This is a genomic window from Frankia sp. CoBUL1 (assembly GCF_978021245.1).
In genome coordinates, this window is the sequence record NZ_CDXDOS010000045.1 from 1 (window position 1) to 19,276 (window position 19,276).

The 19,276-nt window shown below is 69.8% G+C and carries 16 protein-coding genes; 8 read left to right on the top strand and 8 right to left on the bottom strand.

The window, feature by feature from the left end; all coding sequences use genetic code 11:
* Positions 1 to 77: 77 nt before the first annotated feature.
* Complete coding sequence (locus AC08OX_RS06115; RefSeq protein WP_476606919.1) at positions 78 to 2,579, bottom strand: Tex family protein; 2,502 nt, start codon at positions 2,577 to 2,579, stop codon at positions 78 to 80.
* A gap of 372 nt (positions 2,580 to 2,951) precedes the next feature.
* Here AC08OX_RS06115 and AC08OX_RS06120 point away from each other — a divergent pair, with 372 nt between their 5' ends.
* Positions 2,952 to 4,094: an anti-sigma factor RsbA family regulatory protein gene (locus AC08OX_RS06120; RefSeq protein ID WP_476606920.1), complete on the top strand. Its 1,143-nt coding sequence runs from the start codon at positions 2,952 to 2,954 to the stop codon at positions 4,092 to 4,094.
* Between the two features lie 143 nt (positions 4,095 to 4,237).
* Here AC08OX_RS06120 and AC08OX_RS06125 read toward each other — a convergent pair whose 3' ends face one another.
* From AC08OX_RS06125 to AC08OX_RS06140, 4 genes are all read right to left on the bottom strand, one after another.
* Positions 4,238 to 4,684, bottom strand: a complete 447-nt coding sequence (locus AC08OX_RS06125) for an SRPBCC family protein (protein ID WP_476606921.1) — start codon at positions 4,682 to 4,684, stop codon at positions 4,238 to 4,240.
* Between the two features lie 315 nt (positions 4,685 to 4,999).
* Complete coding sequence (locus AC08OX_RS06130; protein ID WP_476606922.1) at positions 5,000 to 5,542, bottom strand: DUF3618 domain-containing protein; 543 nt, start codon at positions 5,540 to 5,542, stop codon at positions 5,000 to 5,002.
* Between the two features lie 132 nt (positions 5,543 to 5,674).
* The gene (locus AC08OX_RS06135) at positions 5,675 to 6,247 is read right to left on the bottom strand and encodes a phage holin family protein (protein ID WP_476606923.1); all 573 of its coding nucleotides are present in this window, start codon (positions 6,245 to 6,247) and stop codon (positions 5,675 to 5,677) included.
* 181 nt (positions 6,248 to 6,428) lie between these two features.
* A complete protein-coding gene (locus tag AC08OX_RS06140; RefSeq protein ID WP_023840146.1) occupies positions 6,429 to 7,313 on the bottom strand; it encodes an alpha/beta fold hydrolase in 885 nt (294 codons plus the stop codon).
* Between the two features lie 1,841 nt (positions 7,314 to 9,154).
* Here AC08OX_RS06140 and AC08OX_RS06145 point away from each other — a divergent pair.
* Genes AC08OX_RS06145 through AC08OX_RS06160 form a run of 4 tightly spaced genes read left to right on the top strand, consistent with a single transcriptional unit; the run spans position 9,155 to position 13,722 of the window.
* Positions 9,155 to 10,285: a DegT/DnrJ/EryC1/StrS family aminotransferase gene (locus AC08OX_RS06145; protein WP_476606924.1), complete on the top strand. Its 1,131-nt coding sequence runs from the start codon at positions 9,155 to 9,157 to the stop codon at positions 10,283 to 10,285.
* Between the two features lie 2 nt (positions 10,286 to 10,287).
* On the top strand, positions 10,288 to 11,265 hold the full coding sequence (locus AC08OX_RS06150) for an NAD-dependent epimerase/dehydratase family protein (RefSeq protein WP_476606925.1): 978 nt from the start codon (positions 10,288 to 10,290) through the stop codon (positions 11,263 to 11,265).
* Between the two features lie 2 nt (positions 11,266 to 11,267).
* On the top strand, positions 11,268 to 12,575 hold the full coding sequence (locus AC08OX_RS06155; RefSeq protein ID WP_476606926.1) for an MGDG synthase family glycosyltransferase: 1,308 nt from the start codon (positions 11,268 to 11,270) through the stop codon (positions 12,573 to 12,575).
* 52 nt (positions 12,576 to 12,627) lie between these two features.
* Entirely contained in the window at positions 12,628 to 13,722 is a 1,095-nt protein-coding gene (locus AC08OX_RS06160) for a DMT family transporter (protein ID WP_476606927.1), read from the top strand.
* 254 nt (positions 13,723 to 13,976) lie between these two features.
* Here the strand turns inward: AC08OX_RS06160 and AC08OX_RS06165 are convergent, their stop codons facing one another.
* The 3 genes from AC08OX_RS06165 to AC08OX_RS06175 form a co-directional block, all read right to left on the bottom strand.
* On the bottom strand, positions 13,977 to 14,135 hold the full coding sequence (locus tag AC08OX_RS06165; RefSeq protein WP_023840144.1) for a hypothetical protein: 159 nt from the start codon (positions 14,133 to 14,135) through the stop codon (positions 13,977 to 13,979).
* Positions 14,136 to 15,130: 995 nt separating this feature from the next.
* Positions 15,131 to 15,373, bottom strand: a complete 243-nt coding sequence (locus AC08OX_RS06170; RefSeq protein ID WP_476606928.1) for a DUF397 domain-containing protein — start codon at positions 15,371 to 15,373, stop codon at positions 15,131 to 15,133.
* A complete protein-coding gene (locus AC08OX_RS06175) occupies positions 15,370 to 16,230 on the bottom strand; it encodes a helix-turn-helix domain-containing protein (RefSeq protein ID WP_023840143.1) in 861 nt (286 codons plus the stop codon). Before AC08OX_RS06175 ends, AC08OX_RS06170 begins: the two co-directional genes overlap by 4 nt.
* A gap of 716 nt (positions 16,231 to 16,946) precedes the next feature.
* Here AC08OX_RS06175 and AC08OX_RS06180 point away from each other — a divergent pair.
* The 3 genes from AC08OX_RS06180 to AC08OX_RS06190 all read left to right on the top strand — a co-directional run.
* Positions 16,947 to 17,225: a hypothetical protein gene (locus AC08OX_RS06180; RefSeq protein ID WP_011434699.1), complete on the top strand. Its 279-nt coding sequence runs from the start codon at positions 16,947 to 16,949 to the stop codon at positions 17,223 to 17,225.
* 139 nt (positions 17,226 to 17,364) lie between these two features.
* Positions 17,365 to 18,711 carry a ferredoxin reductase family protein gene (locus tag AC08OX_RS06185; RefSeq protein WP_476606929.1) on the top strand — a complete coding sequence of 449 codons (1,347 nt, stop codon included), beginning with the start codon at positions 17,365 to 17,367 and terminating at the stop codon, positions 18,709 to 18,711.
* Positions 18,708 to 19,276, top strand: a 569-nt coding sequence (locus AC08OX_RS06190) for an FMN-binding protein (RefSeq protein ID WP_476606930.1), incomplete at its 3' end; no start/stop codon positions are given. The genes AC08OX_RS06185 and AC08OX_RS06190, both read left to right, overlap by 4 nt.

Below are 19,276 nucleotides of genomic sequence, written 5' to 3' on the forward strand. Positions count from 1 at the left end.
GGGTCGGTGGGCGGCACCGGAGCCGGTGATTCCCACCGGCCCGACCCACCGGCCCCACCCGTCACCTGGTCAGTGGGTCAGCCGCGCTTGCGGCCGGACTCACCGAGAGTGATCTGGTCGCCGTTGACGATGCCGGCCCGGCGCAGCGCCTCGGCGATCGCGCCGTCCGGCACGCTGGATCCGCCGCGGCCGCCGGCACCGTTCCTGCCGCCGGCACTGCGCCCGCCGGCGCCACCGCGTTCGCCACTCGCGGTGCCCCGGCCGCCATTCCGCCGATCATCATGATCACGGCTTCCGCCGCGTCCGGCGCCCGCACCCGCAGCTCCCCGCCGGTCACCCTCGCCGTCCCGGCGGCCCGGGCCCCCGGCACCGGCCTCGTCGTCCAGCCGCAGTGTCAGCGAGATCCGCTTGCGGGGGATGTCGACGTCGAGAACCTTCACCGTCACGATGTCGCCGGGCTTGACGACCTCGCGCGGATCGCTGACGAAGTTCTTCGACATCGCCGACACGTGCACCAGGCCGTCCTGGTGAACGCCGATGTCGACGAAGGCCCCGAAGGCGGCGACGTTCGTGACGGTCCCCTCCAGGGTCATGCCGGGGACCAGGTCCGCGAGCGTCTCGATCCCTTCGGTGAATGCCGCCGTCCTGAAGGCTGGCCGCGGGTCACGGCCGGGCTTCTCCAACTCGGCGAGGATGTCGGTGACGGTCGGCAGGCCGAAGGTGTCGTCGACGAACTCGCTCGGCTTCAGGGCTCGCAGGACCGCCCCGTTGCCGATGAGGGAGCCGAGGTCGCCGCCGGTCGCCGCGAGGATGCGCCGCACCACCGGGTAGGACTCGGGGTGCACGCTGGAGGCGTCCAGCGGGTCGTCCCCGCCGGGGATGCGCAGGAAGCCGGCGCACTGCTCGAACGCCTTCGGCCCGAGGCGGGGGACGTCCTTCAGGGCGGCCCTGGTCTGGAACGGCCCGTGCGTGTCGCGGTGGCGCACCACGCTCTCCGCGAGGCTCGCCCCGATTCCGGACACCCGGGTCAGCAGCGGGGCGGACGCGGTGTTGACGTCCACCCCCACCGCGTTCACGCAGTCCTCGACCACCGCGTCCAGGGACGACGACAGCCGGGACTCGGACAGGTCGTGCTGGTACTGCCCAACCCCGATCGATTTCGGGTCGATCTTCACCAGCTCCGCGAGCGGGTCCTGCAGCCGCCGGGCGATCGACACGGCCCCGCGCAGTGAGACGTCGAGCCCCGGAAGCTCCGCCGCGGCGTAGGCGGACGCCGAGTACACCGACGCCCCCGCCTCCGAGACCGTCACCTTCGTCAGCGACAGCTCCGAGTGCCGGCGGATGAGGTCCTCGGCGAGCTTGTCGGTCTCCCGGGAGGCCGTCCCGTTCCCGATCGAGATCAGGTCGACGCGATGCTCCCGGGCGAGCCGGGCCAGGGTGGCGATCGACTCGTCCCACCGCCGCGCCGGGACGTGCGGATGAATGGTGTCGGTGGCGACCACCTTGCCGGTCGGGTCGACCACGGCGACCTTCACTCCGGTGCGGTACCCCGGGTCGAGACCCATGGTCGCCCGGGTTCCGGCCGGCGCCGCGAGCAGCAGGTCACGCAGGTTCGCCGCGAACACCCGCACGGCGGTGTCCTCGGCGGCCGTCCACAGCCGCATCCGTAGATCGACGCCGAGGTGCACGAGGATGCGGGTGCGCCAGGCCCAGCGGACCGTGTCGAGGAGCCACCGGTCCGCCGGTCGGCCCGCGTCGGAGATCCCGAACGCCTCGGCGATCCGCGTCTCGTAGTCGGTCGGCCCGGGCGGCGGGGCGGCGTCCGGCTCCGCCGGCACGTCCGGTTCGAGGGTCAGGTCGAGGATCTCCTCCTTTTCCCCCCGGAACGCCGCGAGGATGCGGTGCGACGGCAACGAGGTGAACGGCTCGGAGAAGTCGAAGTAGTCCGAGAACTTCGCCCCCGCCTCCTCCTTGCCCTCCCGGACCCGGGATACCAGGACGCCACGCGACCACATCCGCTCGCGCAGCGTGCCGATCAGGTCGGCGTCCTCGGCGAACCGTTCGACGAGGATCGCCCGCGCCCCCTCCAGCGCGGCACCCGCCTCGGCCACACCCTTCTCCGGATCGACGTAGGCCGTCGCCGTGGCGTACGGGTCGAGCGAGGGGTCGCCCAACAGGCTCTCCGCCAGCGGTTCGAGGCCGGCCTCCCGGGCGATCTGCGCCCTGGTCCGCCGCTTCGGCTTGAAGGGCAGGTAGATGTCCTCCAACCGGGCCTTGGAGTCGGCGGCGAGGATCTGCGCCGCCAGGGCGTCGTCCAGCTTGCCCTGCGACCGGATCGATTCGAGGATCGCGGCGCGCCGATCCTCCAGCTCCCGCAGGTAACGTAGCCGTTCCTCCAGCGTGCGCAGCTGCGTGTCGTCGAGGGTGCCGGTCGCCTCCTTGCGGTAGCGGGCGATGAAGGGCACGGTGGCACCACCGTCGAGCAGGTCGACCGCCGCCGTCACCTGCCCCTGGCGCACGCCGAGCTCCTCGGCGATCCGCTGATGGATGGAACGCTGCGGGACAGATGTCGTCGTCACAATCCCTGATCCGCCTTCTCGTCGATCTTCGGTCGCCGGGCCGGGGCCGGCCGCGTCGTCGCTCGGGCGCCGCGCGGTGAGACCCGCGCCGACGCCCTGACTGCGAGACTACGGGTGATCACGAGGTTTTCCGCCCGCGGGCGGCGGTCCCGGTGCGCGTTCCCGCGTTCCCGCGGCCTCCTGGTCTCGGGCGCCGGCCTCCTGGTCTCGGGCATCGTCCCCGCGTGGCGCGGTCACGGCGGCGACCGGCCCGGCCCGGCGTGGTCCGCCCGGCCGGAGAACCGGTTCCGGGCTGGTCGGGTCGTTTCCGCTACCAGCTCTGACGAGCTGGGCGGTCTGATTGCGTTGCGGGGTATATCCCATTGGTTCGGCATGACCTACGATGTGCCCGTGCACACTGGGGACGGGGCTGCCGGCGCGGGCCGCGTGTATTCTCGGCATTCTGCCGCCGAGGTCGCGGTGAGTGGGCGGGTGGGTTCCCACGGGGGCGACCAGCGTTTTGCCGCGCCGGGGTGTGAAGTGAGCCACAGGAGCACCCTGGGCTACATCTGTGGCCCGGTCGCCGGTGGAAGTGGGGCCGACGGGATTCGGCACGAGGCTTTCCTGTATCAGGGCGACGCCGGTTTCCTCAACGCAACGCGCGATTTCGTGCTCGCCGGACTCGCGGTCGACGAGGCCGTCCTGGTAGCCGTGACACAGCCGCGGATACGCCAGTTACGCGCCGCCCTCGGTCGGGCCGCGCAGCGTGTCTCTTTTCTCGATATGGCCGAGCTTGGTCGTAACCCGGCCCGGATTATTCCGGCCTGGCAGGATTTTCTGGATCTCGGTGTCGAGCGCGGTCGGCTGGTACGGGGGATCGGCGAGCCGACATGGCTGGCCCGGCCCGGCCCGGAGCTGCGGGAATCCATGCTGCACGAGGCGTTGCTCAACGAGGCGTTCGCCGCGCCGCCGGCGTGGCGGTTGCGGTGCCTCTATGACGTGGGCCGGATCGGCCCGGCGCTCGTTGACGAGATCTGGCGCACCCATCCCGCGGTGGTGGAGGGCGGGCTGGGCCGGATCAGTTCCCGGTATCGACCGCCCGGGCCCGCCGTCGCGGGTCCGGGCCCCGACCCGCTGGCCGAGGCCCTGCCGGACCTCGGCGTTCCCCGCGTCGAGTTCGCCTTCGGCCCGCGCGACTTGGGGCACGTCCGCGCCGAGGTGATCCGGGTCGCCCTGGCCTGGGGCCTGGGCGCCGAGCGGACCGGCGAGTTCGAGCTGGCCGTGCACGAGGTCGCCACGAACAGCGTGCACCACGGCGGGGGCCATGGAGCGGTCCGCCTCTGGACGGACGACGCCTGCCTGATCTGCGAGGTCCGCGACGGCGGCCGGCTGTACGACCGGTTGGCCGGACGCCGCCGCCCGGATCTGTCCCTGGGCGGCGGCCGCGGGCTGTGGCTTGTCAACCAGCTGTGCGATCTTGTCCAGCTCCGGTCGACCCGGGTTGGCACGACCGTGCGGATGTACATGTACGCCTAACGGGGCTTCGCCCCAGCCCGGCCGGGTCCGGCTCGCCGGCCGGGTTCGGTGGGCCGGGCAGGTTTGATGGGCCGGGCAGGTTTGATGGCGGCGGGGCCGACGCGGGAAGTATGGCCGACCCTGCACCGCTCGGCGGCCGGATCCTAGCCCCCGGACTGTCCGGCAACCTTGTCCAGGACCGCGGTGTGCAGCTTGCGGACGCCGATGGGGGCGAACGCGCGCTCGAAGAAGCCGCCGACACCGCCCGCACCGTCCCAGGTCGTCGTCGCCGTGACCAGGCTCTGGTCCGGCCCGGAGCCGGGGACGATGTGCCAGCGGGTGCACAGCGAGGAGTTCTGGTCCGCCTCGACGAGAGTGCTCGCATCGGGGACGGAGACGGTCGCGTCGATCTGACGCACCCGCTTGCGGGTTGCCTGGAGCCGATAGGCGATGCGGGTCCCGGCACCGTGGCCCCCCGCCAACACCCGGTACTCGGAGACGTTCTCTGGCCAGGCTCGGGCGCGGGCGCCCTGGTAGTCCGCGAGCTTCGCGACAACCTGCTCGGGGGTGCCCGGCACGACCCGCCTGACGACGACCTCGATCTGTCCCACCAGCTCCTCCTTCCTCGCTCCGGCCGGCTCTCGGCCGAAGTCCGCGTTCCTCCCGGCAGCCGTGCTCGTCCGGGAGAGAACCCGTGGAGCCACGGGCGGGTCGCCAGGCTCGCGTGCCCCTGACCGTCTCATCTGACCCGTAGTCCGTCGCCCTCGCCCGTCGCGCTTCCCGGCTTGACGGGCGCCGAGCGGCGCAGTTGATTACTTGGAGTTACAATCGGCGAGCAGGTGGACGCCCACCAGAGCGGCCAGATCGCGCGCCGCCGGGCCGAGTGTGGCGAGTGTGGCGAGCGCCGCCGAGAGCGTCGGGGACCGCTACCCCGGGTCGATCCCGCAATGCCGCCGGAGCCGGAGGATGAACAGCAGAATCACGAGCAGAGCCGCCAGCCCGGCGGCGGACCCCGCCGCCCGCGGGTTGCCGGCGGCCTTCTGCCGGCCGGCCGTGAGGGCGCTGCCCGCGGTGTCGCGCACCTGGCCGGCCTTCGCCGCCACCTGCGGGTGCGCCTCGAACTGCTTGTGCACGGTCTGCGTGGCCGTACCCGCGGCGCTGCCGGCCGTCGCGCGGGCCTTCCGTGCGGTCACGGCGAGCTGCGGGTGGGCGTCAAGCTGCCGGCGTACGGTGGCCTTCGCCTGATCCGCCGTGTCCCGGGCCTTTTCGGCCGCGATCTCCGTCGTCGCCGCGACCTTCGGGCGGACCGCCTCGGTCGCCGTGGTCACCCGGCGTTTGATGTCCTGGGCGGTGCGACCGGCGACCTTCTGCGGGCTGACCCGGTCGGCGAGCTGGTCGAGGTCGCTGCCGAGCCGCGCCCGGGTCGCCTCGATGTCGGACCGGATCTTATCCGGACTCGTGCTTGTCACTGCGAACCTGACCTTTCTGATGCTTCTGCCGGTGGTTCCGCGGAAACACGGGGTGGTGGGCGGCACGGGAGTGGCGACACGGGGTGGTGGGCGGGCGGACGAACCCGAGGGTGGTGGGGGACGAACTACCCGCTACCTGCGGCGGCCCTGCGCCCACTGGACGTCCTCGCGCAGCGTCTCCACGGTCTGCGCCGGAGTGGGGTGGACCGCGCGCACGGTGGAACGACCCCTCATGGCCAGCACGGCCGCGACGACGCCGAGGACGACAGTGATGATGAGGGCGGCCCAGCCCAGCGCCATCACCTCCCCCAAGCCGAACATGACGGCCAACAAGGCGAAAAGCAGGGTGAAGTAACCGGCGCCGCCCGCTACGGCGAACATGCGGGCGCCCTTGCCGGCCTTCTCCACCTCCTCGCGCATCTCGGCCTTGGCGAGGGCGAGCTCCTGGCGGAACAGTGTGGAGATGTCCGAGACGACGCCGGACACCAGCTCCCCGGTTGATTCGCGGCCCCCGGTCGATCCGTGGTTGCCGGTCGATCCGCGGTCCCCGCTCGTGCTCCCGGCGGCCGGCGGGCCCGGCGCGGCCCGGAGAGCCTGGGTGGCATCCGATGAGGTCCGCACCCGTGCACCAGCCACGTACGGGGCGCTATCGTCCGGGTAGGGAATACCGATCGTTCCCGACTGCCGCCGGTGCACACTCCTCATGGGTTCTCCTTGCGGCTTCTCCTGGCGGGGCGTCCGCGTAGCCGTACCCGCGGAACAACGTACGATCTGCGGATTCCCTAGGATCGGCGGCTTAACCCCGGCAGTCGCGCCACCTGGGACGAATTACCGTCTCGTCCGCTTTCCGCCGGGCTCCCGCGCCCGCGACCGGCGCACCCGGTCGTCAGTCCACCCGTTCCTGCGGGGAGGAGTGCTCCCAGTCGGCGAGGATCGTCCGGATCCCGGTGACCAGCAGCAACGGCTGATCGAGCATGACGTGATGGCCGGCGAGCGGGATCTCGATCACCGGTGCCACCCGCCCGAGCAGGTTGTACATCTGGACACCGATGTCGGGGGTGAGCAGGCCCTTCTCGGCCCGAAAGAGCGCGACCCGGCAGTGCACCTTGCGTAGTACCTCGGGCGACGGGGTCCGGTTGCCGAACACCTTCGGGTCGAACTTCCACGTCCAGCCGCCCTGGACCGACCCGATCGAACCCCGGGCGACGTGATCGATGATGAACGGCAGCACGTAGGGCTGCTCCGGCACCGCCCGGAACCGGGCCAGCGCGTCGGTCGCTGTCGGATACACCCGCAGCGGGCCGAACGCCGTCCGGTCCCGGGCCGCCCGTTCCTCCGGGGTGAACTCCTGCACGGGGGAGTCGACGACGACGATGCCGGCGACCCGGTCCGGGTACTGGGCTGCGGTGGTGATCGTCACCCAGCCGCCCATGCTGTGCCCGATGATGATCGGGGGCGAGGCGACCTTGGCGTGGTCGATGACACCGATCACCTCGGCCGCCCAGGTACTGAGCGAGTAGTCCTCGCGCCGGTCGCTGTCACCGTGGCCGGACAGATCCAGCGCGATGACGCGGTACTCCCGCGGAATCATCGGCGCGATGTGGTCCCACCAGCCCGCGTGGGCGGCACCACCGTGGACCAGCACGATCGCCGGCCGACCGCCCCTGCCCCAGCAGCGGTAACTGATAGTCGCGCCCGCCACCTCGGTCTCGTGCCGCTCCGGTCGGTGGTCAAGGGCGGCCTCGAACCAGGCCGGTGCTTCGTCATCCATCCCAGGTCTCTGCCGTTCGGTTCGTCGGGCGGGTGGTTCCATCGTCGCCGGCCGCGGCGACGTGTCCCACCCCTGATACAACACCGCCAGGCCTGCGTTCAGGCCGTTCGCGGCCGTGTTGTCGGATTGGCGATGAGACGGCCACCGCGGAGCGGCGATCATGTAATGCTGGACTGGCCTGCGTAGATGCGTCGGCGGTCGACCCGCCTCGGCCGATGCGCAGGACGCCCGACGCCGCCGGGCGTGAACAGCGCGTGTGCACTTGGTCCGGCGAGGTGACCGGGCCGGTAGCGGAGCCCGGCGGCCCCGTGCGGCGTCACACCCGTTCCCGGAAATACGCGTCGTGTGCCACGGGCATCCCACCGCCGCGGATATTCCCGTGACCGCCGCCACTCCCTTCGCCGCACGGGGTGCAGCGAAGCATTCTGATGTTTCCCATGTGCAACAGAACCGGTAATCTAGCCCGAAATTTCGACCTTTCGGGGGCTGCCGTCCGGCCTGGGCGAGCCGCCCGCCCCGTTGCCGACCCCGCCGGCCCTGATGCCCGAGTCGTCCGTCTCCGGAGGTGCGGGGGAGGTCGCCAGAACCCTGGCGATCAAAATCGGGCTGGCGTGGAGGCGGCCGTCCCACTGGCCGCCCTACGGCACACGCCGGTGCGAGATCGGTTTCCGGGAGACGGCATCGTGACCATTCTCGCCCCATGAGGCACACTGCTGCGCTCTTTGGCAAGAGTCGAGGGTGCGGAAACCGTTAGGGACCTTGGTCCCGTCGCGCCCGACAGATGGGGGTCGTACACTTTCACCAAGTCCCGACGAGGCCGTGTACCTGCGTTCCCCCCGTACGTTGGGTGAGATGGTCTCGTCGGGACTACTTGTGTCCGGTTGCATCCAGGCCGTTCCCGAGCGAACGGCCCTGGTTCGACCGTTGATGATCTTTTCCTGGTCGCCCACTCCGACCGGGTGATTTCTCGACAGCCGGTCAGCCCCGGCCGGCCGCGTCATCCATCCGGTTCATCCGTCTTCAAATGATCGTCGTCCGCGTGCCCACGGGCGTGGTTCGCGTGGCGATCAGTGTCTGCCGCAGTGTCTGCTCGTTCCCGCCCTGCGTCCTCGGTCGAGGTCGCGGTTCATCGATAGGAACGGACAGCGGGGTGGCGTCCGCTGCCTCCGTGGCTACCTGGGAGAGTATTACTCGGAATGATTGAGTGTTGCGCTGGGTATCGGAGGCGCGACGATGCAGGTCTCCCGGCCTTGGCCGTGCCCGGGAAGCGGCTGGTCGGGACCGGTGTCGTAACGGTGGTGCCGTAACGACGGTGTCGTAACGGTGGTGTCGTAACGGTGGTGTCGTAACGGTGGTGTCGTAACGACGGTGTCGTAACGACGAGGTCCGGACGGCTGCGGTGCTGGAGGAGCAGGTCTGGGCCGCTGTGGGCGGCCCCGTGGTCGTCGCGGTGAGTGGCGTCGCCGTCAATCACCACGTGTTGCGGGTTGGCGGTTCTTAGTGACGGATGCCTTTCTCCTCTTGCGGGGATATCGATTTGCTGACAGGTCTGGCTACGTTCGGACAGATATGAGATGTTTCGTGGGGAGTGGCCATGGGCTGCGGACATGCCGGCGATCGGGATCGATAGCCTGTTTTGGGCATGTACCGACAAAGCCGATGGTTGCCTCCGTAGGGGTCGGAGGGAGCGCGGTAGGTCGCTGGCGGGAGGCCGGCGGAATTCGGAGTCGGTGATGCCGCGAAGGCTGCGGCTCGTCCCGACCGGGTCCTTCGTCGCGGCGCAGCCGCTATGGGGGCTGGCCGGCTCGCACGGGAATGACTCGGAAGGTAGGGGTGAACAGGTGCATGTCCCTGCGGCGCGCATCGTCTTCTCACCGGAGGATCGCGCGGAGATCGCATCGGCCGCGACCGAGATCCTGGCCACCGGTGCGCTGACCTTGGGCGTCCATACCGCTGAATTCGAGGCGGCATTCGCCGCGGCTCACGAGGCCCCGTTCGCGGTCGCCGTGAGCAGTGGAACAGCCGCATTGGAGATCATCCTTCGCAGTCACGGTGTCGAAGGCGCGGATGTCGTCGTGCCGACGAACACGTTTGCGGCGACCGCTTTCGCGGTGCTGCGGGCCGGTGCCATGCCGGTTTTCGCGGATGTGAGTTCGGACACCTTTGCCCTGACCGCCCGCAGTGTCGAGGCCGCGGTGACGCCGCGGACCCGCGCCGTTGTTCTGGTCCACATCGGTGGGCTGATCCCGCCGGACGTGGCCGAGTTGCGGGCCTTCTGTGACGATCGAGGCATCGCGCTGGTCGAGGACGCGGCACATGCCCACGGCAGCCGCCACGGCGACGGCCACGCTGGGTCGTTCGGGATTGCGGGAGCGTTCTCGTTCTATCCAACCAAGGTCATCACGAGCGGTGAGGGCGGAATGATCCTCACGTCCGATCCCGCCATTCACGAAGCCGCTCGGATCTATCGTGACCAGGGCAAAGCCGGTTTTCTCGGGAACGTCCATATCAAGCAGGGGTACGCCTGGCGGCTCAGCGAGATTCATGCGGTCACCGGCCGGGTGCATCTGCGGCATCTCGCCGACTTCCTGGCGACCCGCGCCGCCGTAGCCGCGCGGTACGATGCCGCGCTGGACACCCTGGGTACCGTCACCCGCCTGCAGGTGCCGCCGGATGGTCTCTGCAACTACTACAAGTACATCGTCCTGCCCCGCCCCGGAATCGACCGCGGCCGGCTGAAGAAGGAGCTGAAGGAACGCCACGGCGTCTCCCTGAGCGGTGAGGTCTACGAGTCGCCGCTGCACCGGCAGTCGGTCTTCAGCGACTATGCGCTCCGGTCCCTTCCGGTCGCCGAGGACATCTGCGCCCGGCACGTGTGCCTGCCCATCCATTCGGACATGACCGAGGCGGAGGCCGACCATGTGGTCGCGTCCTTCGCCGCCGCGCTGCAGAGCCTGAGCCTGGACGGATGACGATGAAGATCGCGGTAACCGGAGGGTCGGGTTTCATCGGCAGCCATGTGGTCGACCGTCTGCTTGACGCCGGTCACGACGTTCTCTCACTGGACGTCGAACACCGGCCGGTCGACCCCCGGGCTAGTTACCATCAGCTCGACGTGCTTGATCTGCCGGCGGTCACCGCCGCGCTGAGGGGCGTCGAGGCCGTCTTCCACATCGCTGGGATGTCCAATGTGGACTTCGCGTTCGCCGACCCGGTGCGCACCGTGCGGCTCAACGTCGAGGGCACCGGGAACATCTGCGAGGCGGCGCGGCAGGTCGGGGTTCGCCGGGTGCTGTTCGCCAGCACCGTCTGGGTGTACGGGGCGGTCGGTGACCGGGCCGGTTCGGCGCCGCTGACGGAGGACGCCGAGATCACGCTGGGCCGCGCCGGGCATGTCTACACCTCGACGAAACTGGCCGCCGAACTGCTGCTGCACAGCTATCAGCAGACCTACGGGCTGTCGTTCACCATCCTGCGTTACGGCATCCCCTACGGCCCCGGAATGCGTGACGAGCTGGTGCTGGCCCGCTTTGTCCGCAAGGCTCTGAACGGCGAGTCGTTGACGGTGGCCGGCGACGGCCTGCAGTTCCGCAACTACGTTTTCGTCCGGGACCTGGCCGAGGCGCACGTGCTGGCTCTGACCCCCGACGCGGCCAACACCACGCTCGCCCTGGAGGGCAGCGAGTCGGTCAGTGTGCTGGAGATGGCACGGGCCGTCCAGGAGTACTTCCCCGGCACCGCCATCGAACACATGCCTGCGCGCCCCGGGGACTTCCGCGGTCGGGAGATCTCCGCGCAGCGGGCCGCGGAGGTGCTCGGCTGGCGACCGACCACACCCTTCTCGGAGGGTGTCCGGCAGTACATCGAGTGGTATCTGGCAAATCGACGGCCTCCGGCTCAGGCGCTCCCGCCTGTCGGCGACCTCGATATCTCCGTGGCCTCCTCGGAGTGATCATGGTGCAGATCGGCGGTAGCACGGTGAATGGACCATCCGAAGATGATGTTGAGGTGGGGGTAGGCGGCCCGCCAGCCGCCGGCGAACCGGGGGTCACGGAACCTGTCCTGCCAGGGCCTGCCGCAGCGGGGGGACCGGTCGCCGGTGCCCTCCCCGCCGATCCGCGCACGCACGGCGTCGATGTCCGGCCCGCCGGGACGCCGACGCGGCGCGGCGGCGCGCTGCTGCTGTCGGGCTCGCTCGGGATGGGCCACGACGTGATGGCACAGGCGTGCGGCGCGTCGCTCACCCGGCGCGGGTTCACCACCCGGACCGCCGACAGCCTGCGCATGCTCGGTGGGCGCAACGGCTCCCGGGGGGAGAAGGTCTTCCGTGGCATGATCGCCGCTCCGGGCCTGTATGACGCCGTGCACTTCTCACAGATGAGAACCGGTGGCCGGCTCGCCCAGGCCATCGAGAGGACGTCGAGCCGGTTCGTCGTCCCGGCACTGCGCGAGGAACTGGCCGCCCAGCCGACCGATCTCGTGATCTCGATCTTCGCTACCGGAGCCGCGGCGGCCAGCCGGGTCAAGGCCGAGTTCCCCGGCCTGGTGACGGCGGTGTTCTCCACTGACTGCTGCGTGCACCGGCTGTGGGTACACGACAACACCGACCTCTACCTGGTCACCTCGCAGACCGCCGCCCGGTACGTGCGGCGGTTCTCGCCGAACGCGCTGATCTCGGTGGTCCCGACCCCGGTCCGGGAACCCTTCTACGACCCGCCCACCCAGGAGGAGGCGCGGGCCGCGCTCGGCATCCCCGCGGACGCTCCCTGCGTGCTGCTGATGTCCGGCTCCTGGGGGCTGGGACCGTTGGTAGAGGGTGCCGCGGCCATGGCCGCGGCGGGCATCTACGTGCTTGCGGTGGCCGGCCGCAACCAGCGGTTGGCCGCGCGGTTGGCGGCTCTGTCGGAACAGCAGCACAAGGTCATCCCGTTCGGCTTCACCGATCGCGTCCCGGCGCTGATGGCGGCGAGCGACCTGGTCGTCACGTCGTCCGGGGACACCTGCAGCGAGGCTCGGGTGATCGGCCGGGACCTGCTGCTCATCGACGTGGTGCCGGGGCATGGCCGGGATAACCTTCAGAAGGAGCTTGAGCGAGGTCATGCCGAGGTGACGAACACCGACCCGGTGTCGTTGACCAGATCCGCGCTCGCGTGCCTTGACCGGGTCAAGCCACCGTCGGACCGGGTAGCGATTGGCCCGCACGCGTGGGAGCAGGCATTCGGGGCGGCTCTGGCGCAGATCGGTTTCGGCGCGGACTGGTGAGGCGAACCCACGGTTCGGGACGGATCCCGAGGGCCACGATGTTGGACGGGACATGAGCAGAGCCCTGGTGATCGGTCTGCCGACCGCGGTCGTCTCGGCGGCTCTCTACGGGATCGCGCCGCTCGTCCAGGCCCGCGCTGCCCGCCGGGAGGAGGAGAGCTCGGGGCTGGGGCTTGCGCTGCTGGCCCGACTGGTGCTGCGCCCCCTGTGGCTGATCGGCCTCGCCGTGGAGGCGGGCTCGTTCCTGCTGGAGGTGTATGCGCTGTCCGTGGCCCCGGTGGCGATGGTCGCCCCGGTGATGGCCCTCGACATGATCGTCTTCACCCTGCTGGCGCAGCGGGTGCTCGGCGAGAACATCAGTCTGACCGGCTGGCTGGGCGTGGTCGCGATGGTCGGCGGTATCGGCCTGCTCGCCTTCGCCTTCACGCGCCGAGCGGAGGTCGGCAGCTCGGCCAGCACCGATGTCCTGCTGGCTTTCCTCGTCCTCGGTCTGGTCTTCGCGCTGCTCTGCGCATCCCTCGCCAACCTGGCCGCGGTGCGGGAGATGGTCGCGGGCGCCGCGTTCGGATTCGGGGCCGCAGCCGGGGTGAGCTACGCCATCGCCACGCTGGCGACCCGCCAGATCGGCCTGGCGGTGAACGAACGGCGTGAGGGGCAGTCCACGCTGGTGGACCTGCTCACCACTCCGACGCCCTACGTCCTCGTGCTGTTCTCCGTGCTGGCGCTCGGTCTTCAGCAGCGTGGCCTGCAAGGGCGCGCCGCCGTCATCGCCTTCCCGGTGACCAGCGGGGTCTCCGCCTTCCTGCCGGTGACTCTGGGCCTGACGCTGTTCAGCGAGCCGGCGCCCGACGGCGTCCGCCGCGCGGCGTTCATCGTCGCGATGGTCCTGGTCGCGGCCGGAATCGCCGCTCTCGGCCGTGATCGGATGGCGGCAGACCGGTCCGTGGACGAACTTGAGAGCGTGCTGCGACCCACCCCCGACGACCGCGGGTTGGGGGACGGCGTCGCGCCCCTGGACGGCCGGCCGGAGGTGGTCGAGCCATCGGATGCGGAGCCGGGGCAGTCGGCAAGGGCCCGGGACGAAGCGGCTTCTAACGCTCGTACCGGCACGGTTGCTCACCGCAGCGGCATGTCGAAGAACTTATAGTGATGTGCCGTGTGCTTTCGGTGAGATAGTCGTCGTGGCCGGCCGCTCGGGTTCACCCCCCGATCGCCCGGGCGCCCGGTCGTCTCCCGCTTGCCCGCCCGCACGTTTCCCGCGTATCCCCGCCGCCCAGGTTTGCTGCCCGGCCCGGAGCAGAGCAGGCGCGGATCGGGCGATCAGGGTTTCCTCCGACCGGGTTTCCTCCGGCCGGGTCGTCGAGGCGCCGCCAGCCGCATCTCGACGACCCGGCTGGCTCGTCAGACCCCGAACCGCTGGAGGGCCTTGCGCACCCGCAGGTTCGCCTGCGCGAAGGAGATCTTTCCGTCCACGTAGGCCGACAGCGCTGCGCGGCGGACACGCTCGACGCGCTGATCTTCGATCGGAGTGTTGAGCAGGTTGGTCGTGGCGGTGGCCACGGCAATCACCTCCCAGTGGCAGGGAAACAGGGCGTTGTGCAACTCGCGGGTGACCTCGGACGGCACACCGGACCGGAAGGCGGGGAACGAGGCGACGATGCCTCGGCCGATCCTTTCGACACGAGGTCGATCCGAGATCGGAGATGAGCAGATGGACCCGGAGAGCGGGCGGACGCTGCGCTGCGCCGCCTCGCTAGGAGGGCGACGGGATGGCGACTCTGCGCTCCGCCCGCACCGGCTGACCGAGGACCCGGGCAGGTGCGTTATGGCGCCGCACGCGGGTAGCCGTATTATCACATATGGTCACAATGACTGCCCTCCTCCGCGTTGGGCGGGCGCTCGACGCCCGCGTGGCCTGTTCCGGTCGGGTGCAAGGTGGCCAGACGCCGACCCGCCGGGCTGTGACGGGAGACCGCAGGAGCCTTGTCACCCGATCGCCTCGCGGCGAGTGACGCGCTGCCGTATCCACATCACGTTACAATCATGTAACAACCGCGACAAGACGAACGTCCGGACAACGAAGCTCGACCGAACATCTACAAGAGTGCGCGACCGGGAGGCATTGCGCAAGAGCCAACCGGCTCGTGGCGAGACTTCCTGAACAGGTATCTCGGCCCCCAGGCGGATGGAACGATGCCGTTGATCGAATCGTCCGCCGCCTGGCGGGTCCGGCCCGGCGCCGGTCCCGCTCTGAAACACCAGGGCCTGAAACACCAGGGCGGTGCATCCTGGCCCGGGCATCCCGGCCCGGGTAGGGGTTGACCGAGGATCACCCGGTTACCGGCGTGATCGGCGGGGTTACGGTCACCGGAGCGATGCGCATCGAACCGTGGGGGCGAGCCGAAAGCGGACGGCCCGGTTCCGGTCGCGACGTGCCGGAGCGACCGGAACCGGGCCGAGGCCGACCAGCGGCGATCTCGTTTTTTTCCGATGGGATTTTTCGGCGGGAACAGGGCATCCCACCCCATTCCCCCGGATCAGGGCTGGGTGGTGGTTCAGTCCGGGATGATCCGGCTCCGGTCGAACTCGCCGTCCCGCGCGCCGGCCAGGAACGCGTCCCACTCGGCCGCCGAGAAGGCGAGCACCGGCCCGGTCGGGTTCTTCGAGTCACGGACGGCGACGCTCCCGCCGAGCGCCGCGACCTCCACACACATACCGCCCGCGCCGTTGCTGTAGCTGCTCTTGCGCCAAGCCGCCTCGATGGCATTGTCGGTGATCGGCTTCATATATCTGATCATTTCATTTCCTCTGCGACCGAGAGTATCATCTGGATGGACTCTTCCGGCCGCAGGGCTGCCGCCAGAAGATGATCCAGCTTCACTCTATAGCGCCTGACTTCGGAGGGGCGCTCAATATAGAGACTTCCGGCCGCTTCCTCTATATAGACCACTTCGTTGTCTCCTGACTCGGGGAATCCGAGTATCGAGAATGTGCTTCCCAGGCTGGCATGCGCGCCCACGGAGAAGGGAAGTACCTGAATTGTCACGTTCGGCAGCTCGGACTGTTTGGCGAGGAACTCGAGTTGGCTTCGCATGACGGCTCTGCCGCCGATTGTCCGGCGTAGGACCGCCTCGTCCAGAATCACCCAGAGGCGAGGATGATCGGCGGCGGTGAGCCGGCGCTGCCGGTCCAGCCTGAGCGCGATCTTGCGTTCGACCTCGTCCTCGCTCACCTCCGGATCGTCGGCCCGGATGACGGGCCGGGCGTAGTCGCTGGTCTGCAGCAGCCCATGGACGAGCTGCGATTCGTAGACCGAGATCGAGGCGGCGTCGCCCTCCAGGCCGATATAGATCTCGAACCAGGCGGGGACCACGTCGTGGTAGGTGTGCCACCAGCCGTGGCGCCGGGACTCGCGGGCCAGGGCCAGCAACGCGTCCCGGCGTTCGTCGTCGGTCACGCCGTAGAGAGCCAGCAGGTCGGACACGTCCCGGGTGCGGACCGGCACGCGGCCGTTCTCCATCCGACTGACCTTGGAAACCGAACAGCGCAGCAGTTGGCAGACCTCGTCGACGGAGATGCCCGCCCCCTCGCGAAGTCGTCGTAACTCGGCGCCCAGGCGCCTTCGCCGCACGGTCGGACCGCCGCTCGTGGCCATCGCTCGTCCTTCGGGCTCTTCGGGGTGATGGATGCATCCTGCCACTTGTTCGCCACTCCTCACCCAGGGCGCGCATTGCTGGGTAGCGAAACTCTTACAGAAGCTCTTGCAGAAGAGGCCTGCAGGGGCTATTCTTACCTTGAGTAGTTGTGATGCACCTCAAGGTGAGAGCGTGGGGCAGGGCTGGTTGCGGGGAGACGCCGATGGTCATCACGCAGGGTCCGGGATGCCGCTAGGGAGACCGCGCCAAGAAACGGCGCCCCGCACCTGTGGTGCCTCCATGCCCGGCGGCCGCTCCATGCCCGGCGGCCGCGTCGCCGGTCCCGCATGTGTCGACGCCGGCGGCTGTCAGGCGTCATCCCTAAGGTGTCACCCCTCACCCCTCAACCGTCAACCGCCGGTTCCGGGTGAGTGGATGACGATCCTCGCCCGGAGCCGGCCATCTCGCCGTTGTCCGTCGTGCGGCTCTCCGTCGTGCGGCTCTCCGTCGTGCGGCTCTCCGTCGTGCGGCTCTCCGTCGTGCGGCTCTCCGTCGTGCGGCTCTCCGTCGTGCGGCTCTCCGTCGTGCGGCTCTCCGTCGTGCGGCTCGCCGCCGTGCTGTCCCCGTCGCGCGGCTGTGCGTCGTGCGGCTGTGCGCGGAGGGGATTTCTTCCGCGGCGGCTCCGGCAGGCAGATCCACGGTTATCATTATCGGACAATCACCGAAAGGCGCGACAATGACGACTCGCCAATTCCAGGTTTATGATGGCGATGGCGAACTGGTGGCCACCTTCCCGGAATGGGAGGCGGCGCACAACTGGGCTCATCTGCGCGCGAACGAGCCGGTGACCTCGCGGCCCGTGCAGATCGAGGATCGGGTCGAACGCCGTACCTGGACGATCGAGGCGGACCGCTGCCGGCTGACCGTGTGGCGGCGACGGGTCGAGTACGGATACTGCGGGAGTGGCGACCTGCGGCATGCCGCTAACGCTCGTAAGCACGCCCGGGCGTCCTGAGCCGGTCCACTCGTGGCTGCTGGTGACTCCCGCCTGCGGGTTGGCGTGGCCCCCGGCCCGTGACGGCTCCGGGGAAGTCCCGGCAAGTTCCGAGGCTTCTCCCAGGTAGTCCACAGCCTCTCCGGACATCGTCCGTCCCATGAGTTCGACGCGGCACCCGGCCCGATGGTCTCCCCACCTCGTGGTGCGTCTCGCCCTGGTGGCCTGGGGGATCGCCGTGGTGGCCCTGTGGTGGTTCGACACCTCCGCGTCCAGCGTCCACGGCGCCGGGCCCGCCATGACCGCGGTCGGTCGGGTCTGCGGCCTGCTGGCGGCCTATCTGGTGCTCGTGCAACTGCTGCTCATGGCGCGGATACCTGCCTTCGAACGCGCCGTCGGTCTCGACCGGCTGGCCGCGTGGCACCGCGGCCTGGGCACGAACGCCATCCTGCTCATCGTCGTCCACATCCTGCTGACGGTGTGGGGTTACGGCCTGGCCGGGCATCATCAGCCGCTCGCCGAGCTCGTCACGGTGATCACGACATACCCGGAGATGTGGAAGGCCACCGTCGGCACCCTGCTGTTCGTGGCCGTCGGGGTCGCGAGTGCCCGGGCGGCCCGGCCGCGCATCTCGTACGAAGTCTGGTACGCGCTGCATCTCACCACCTACCTCGCCGTGTTCCTGGTCTTCTTCCACCAGACGGAGACCGGTGGGGACTTCGTCGGTCACCCGGTTAACCGGCTGCTGTGGACCGCGATGTACGTCTCCGTCGCCGCCTGTCTCGTCGTCTGGCGCCTGATCCTGCCGATTGCGGCCGTGGCCCGGCACCGGATGACGGTCGATCGGGTGGTGGAGGAGGCACCCGGCGTCGTCTCGGTGTGGATCCGCGGTCACGACCTGCACCGGCTCGGTGCGCGTCCGGGACAGTTCCTGCTGTGGCGGTTCGCCGCCCGCGGGCATCTCGTGACCGCGCACCCCTACTCGCTGTCGGCCCCGCCGACAGCGCATCAGCTGCGTATCACGGTCAAGGCCGCCGGCGACCACTCCCGGGCGGTCGCCCTGCTGCGACCGGGCACACCGGTCGTGGCGGAAGGTCCCTTCGGACATTTCACCGCCGCGCGGGCCCACCGGGGCCGGGCGCTGCTCGTCGGCGGGGGCAGCGGAATCGGACCGGTCCGGGCGCTGGCAGAGGATCTTGCCGGTCGTGGCGACGACGTCGTGGTTGTGCACCGGGTGAGCCGGCCGAGAGATCTCGCGCTGGGACGGGAGTTTGAGGCGCTCGCCGATAGCAGTCGAATGATCGTCCACCGGGTGATCGGTTCCCGGCGTGAGCTCGGATATGACCCGCTGGAGGCCCGCTTCCTCGAGGCCGCCATCCCGGACGCCGCCGACCGCGACGTCTTCGTCTGTGGCCCTCGTGGGATGACCACCACGGTCGTCCGGGCGCTTCGCGGTCTCGGCGTTTCCCGTGACCAGATCCACACCGAGGAGTTCGATCTCCGTTGAACGACAACGCCGACAACGCCGACAACGCCGACAAACCCTACCGGGGAAGGCTCGGTTTCGTGGCGCTGATGGGAGCCGCCATCCTCGTGGTCGGTGCGAAGGCCGCGACCGGCCACGGGGAGCGGCTGGTGGCACTCGCTGCGTCGCCGACCGCCGCCGGGGCGATCCCTCAGCCCTCCGCTCAGCCCCCTCAGCCCGCTCAGCCCTCCGCGCCGGCGGGCACACCGGCCCCGTCCTCCTCCGCCACCGCGGGGTCCACAGGTTCGGGCTCCGCCGGAACGGTTACCACCCGGACGGTGACCGGGGACGCCATCGATACCCGCTACGGGCCGGTGCAGGTCCAGCTTGTCCTGGTCGGGAAGAAGATCACCGATGTGGTTGTCCTGCAGATGCCGGACCGGGAGCGGCGGGACATCGAGATCAACGAACGGGCCGTGCCGATCCTGCGCCAGGAGGTGCTCGACACCCAGAACGCCCGGATCGACACCGTCTCCGGCGCCTCGTACACCAGCAACGGGTACGCGTGGTCCGTCCAGTCCGCCCTGGACAAGGCCGGTGCCCAGCC

Coding starts and splice junctions, on each gene's coding strand:
- AC08OX_RS06120 (WP_476606920.1), top strand. CDS start 2,952: ATGACCTACGATGTGCCCGTGCACACTGGGGACGGGGCTGCCGGCGCG.
- AC08OX_RS06135 (WP_476606923.1), bottom strand. CDS start 6,247: ATGAGGAGTGTGCACCGGCGGCAGTCGGGAACGATCGGTATTCCCTAC.
- AC08OX_RS06140 (WP_023840146.1), bottom strand. CDS start 7,313: ATGGATGACGAAGCACCGGCCTGGTTCGAGGCCGCCCTTGACCACCGA.
- AC08OX_RS06150 (WP_476606925.1), top strand. CDS start 10,288: ATGAAGATCGCGGTAACCGGAGGGTCGGGTTTCATCGGCAGCCATGTG.
- AC08OX_RS06155 (WP_476606926.1), top strand. CDS start 11,268: ATGGTGCAGATCGGCGGTAGCACGGTGAATGGACCATCCGAAGATGAT.
- AC08OX_RS06160 (WP_476606927.1), top strand. CDS start 12,628: ATGAGCAGAGCCCTGGTGATCGGTCTGCCGACCGCGGTCGTCTCGGCG.
- AC08OX_RS06170 (WP_476606928.1), bottom strand. CDS start 15,373: ATGATCAGATATATGAAGCCGATCACCGACAATGCCATCGAGGCGGCT.
- AC08OX_RS06175 (WP_023840143.1), bottom strand. CDS start 16,230: ATGGCCACGAGCGGCGGTCCGACCGTGCGGCGAAGGCGCCTGGGCGCC.
- AC08OX_RS06180 (WP_011434699.1), top strand. CDS start 16,947: ATGACGACTCGCCAATTCCAGGTTTATGATGGCGATGGCGAACTGGTG.
- AC08OX_RS06185 (WP_476606929.1), top strand. CDS start 17,365: ATGAGTTCGACGCGGCACCCGGCCCGATGGTCTCCCCACCTCGTGGTG.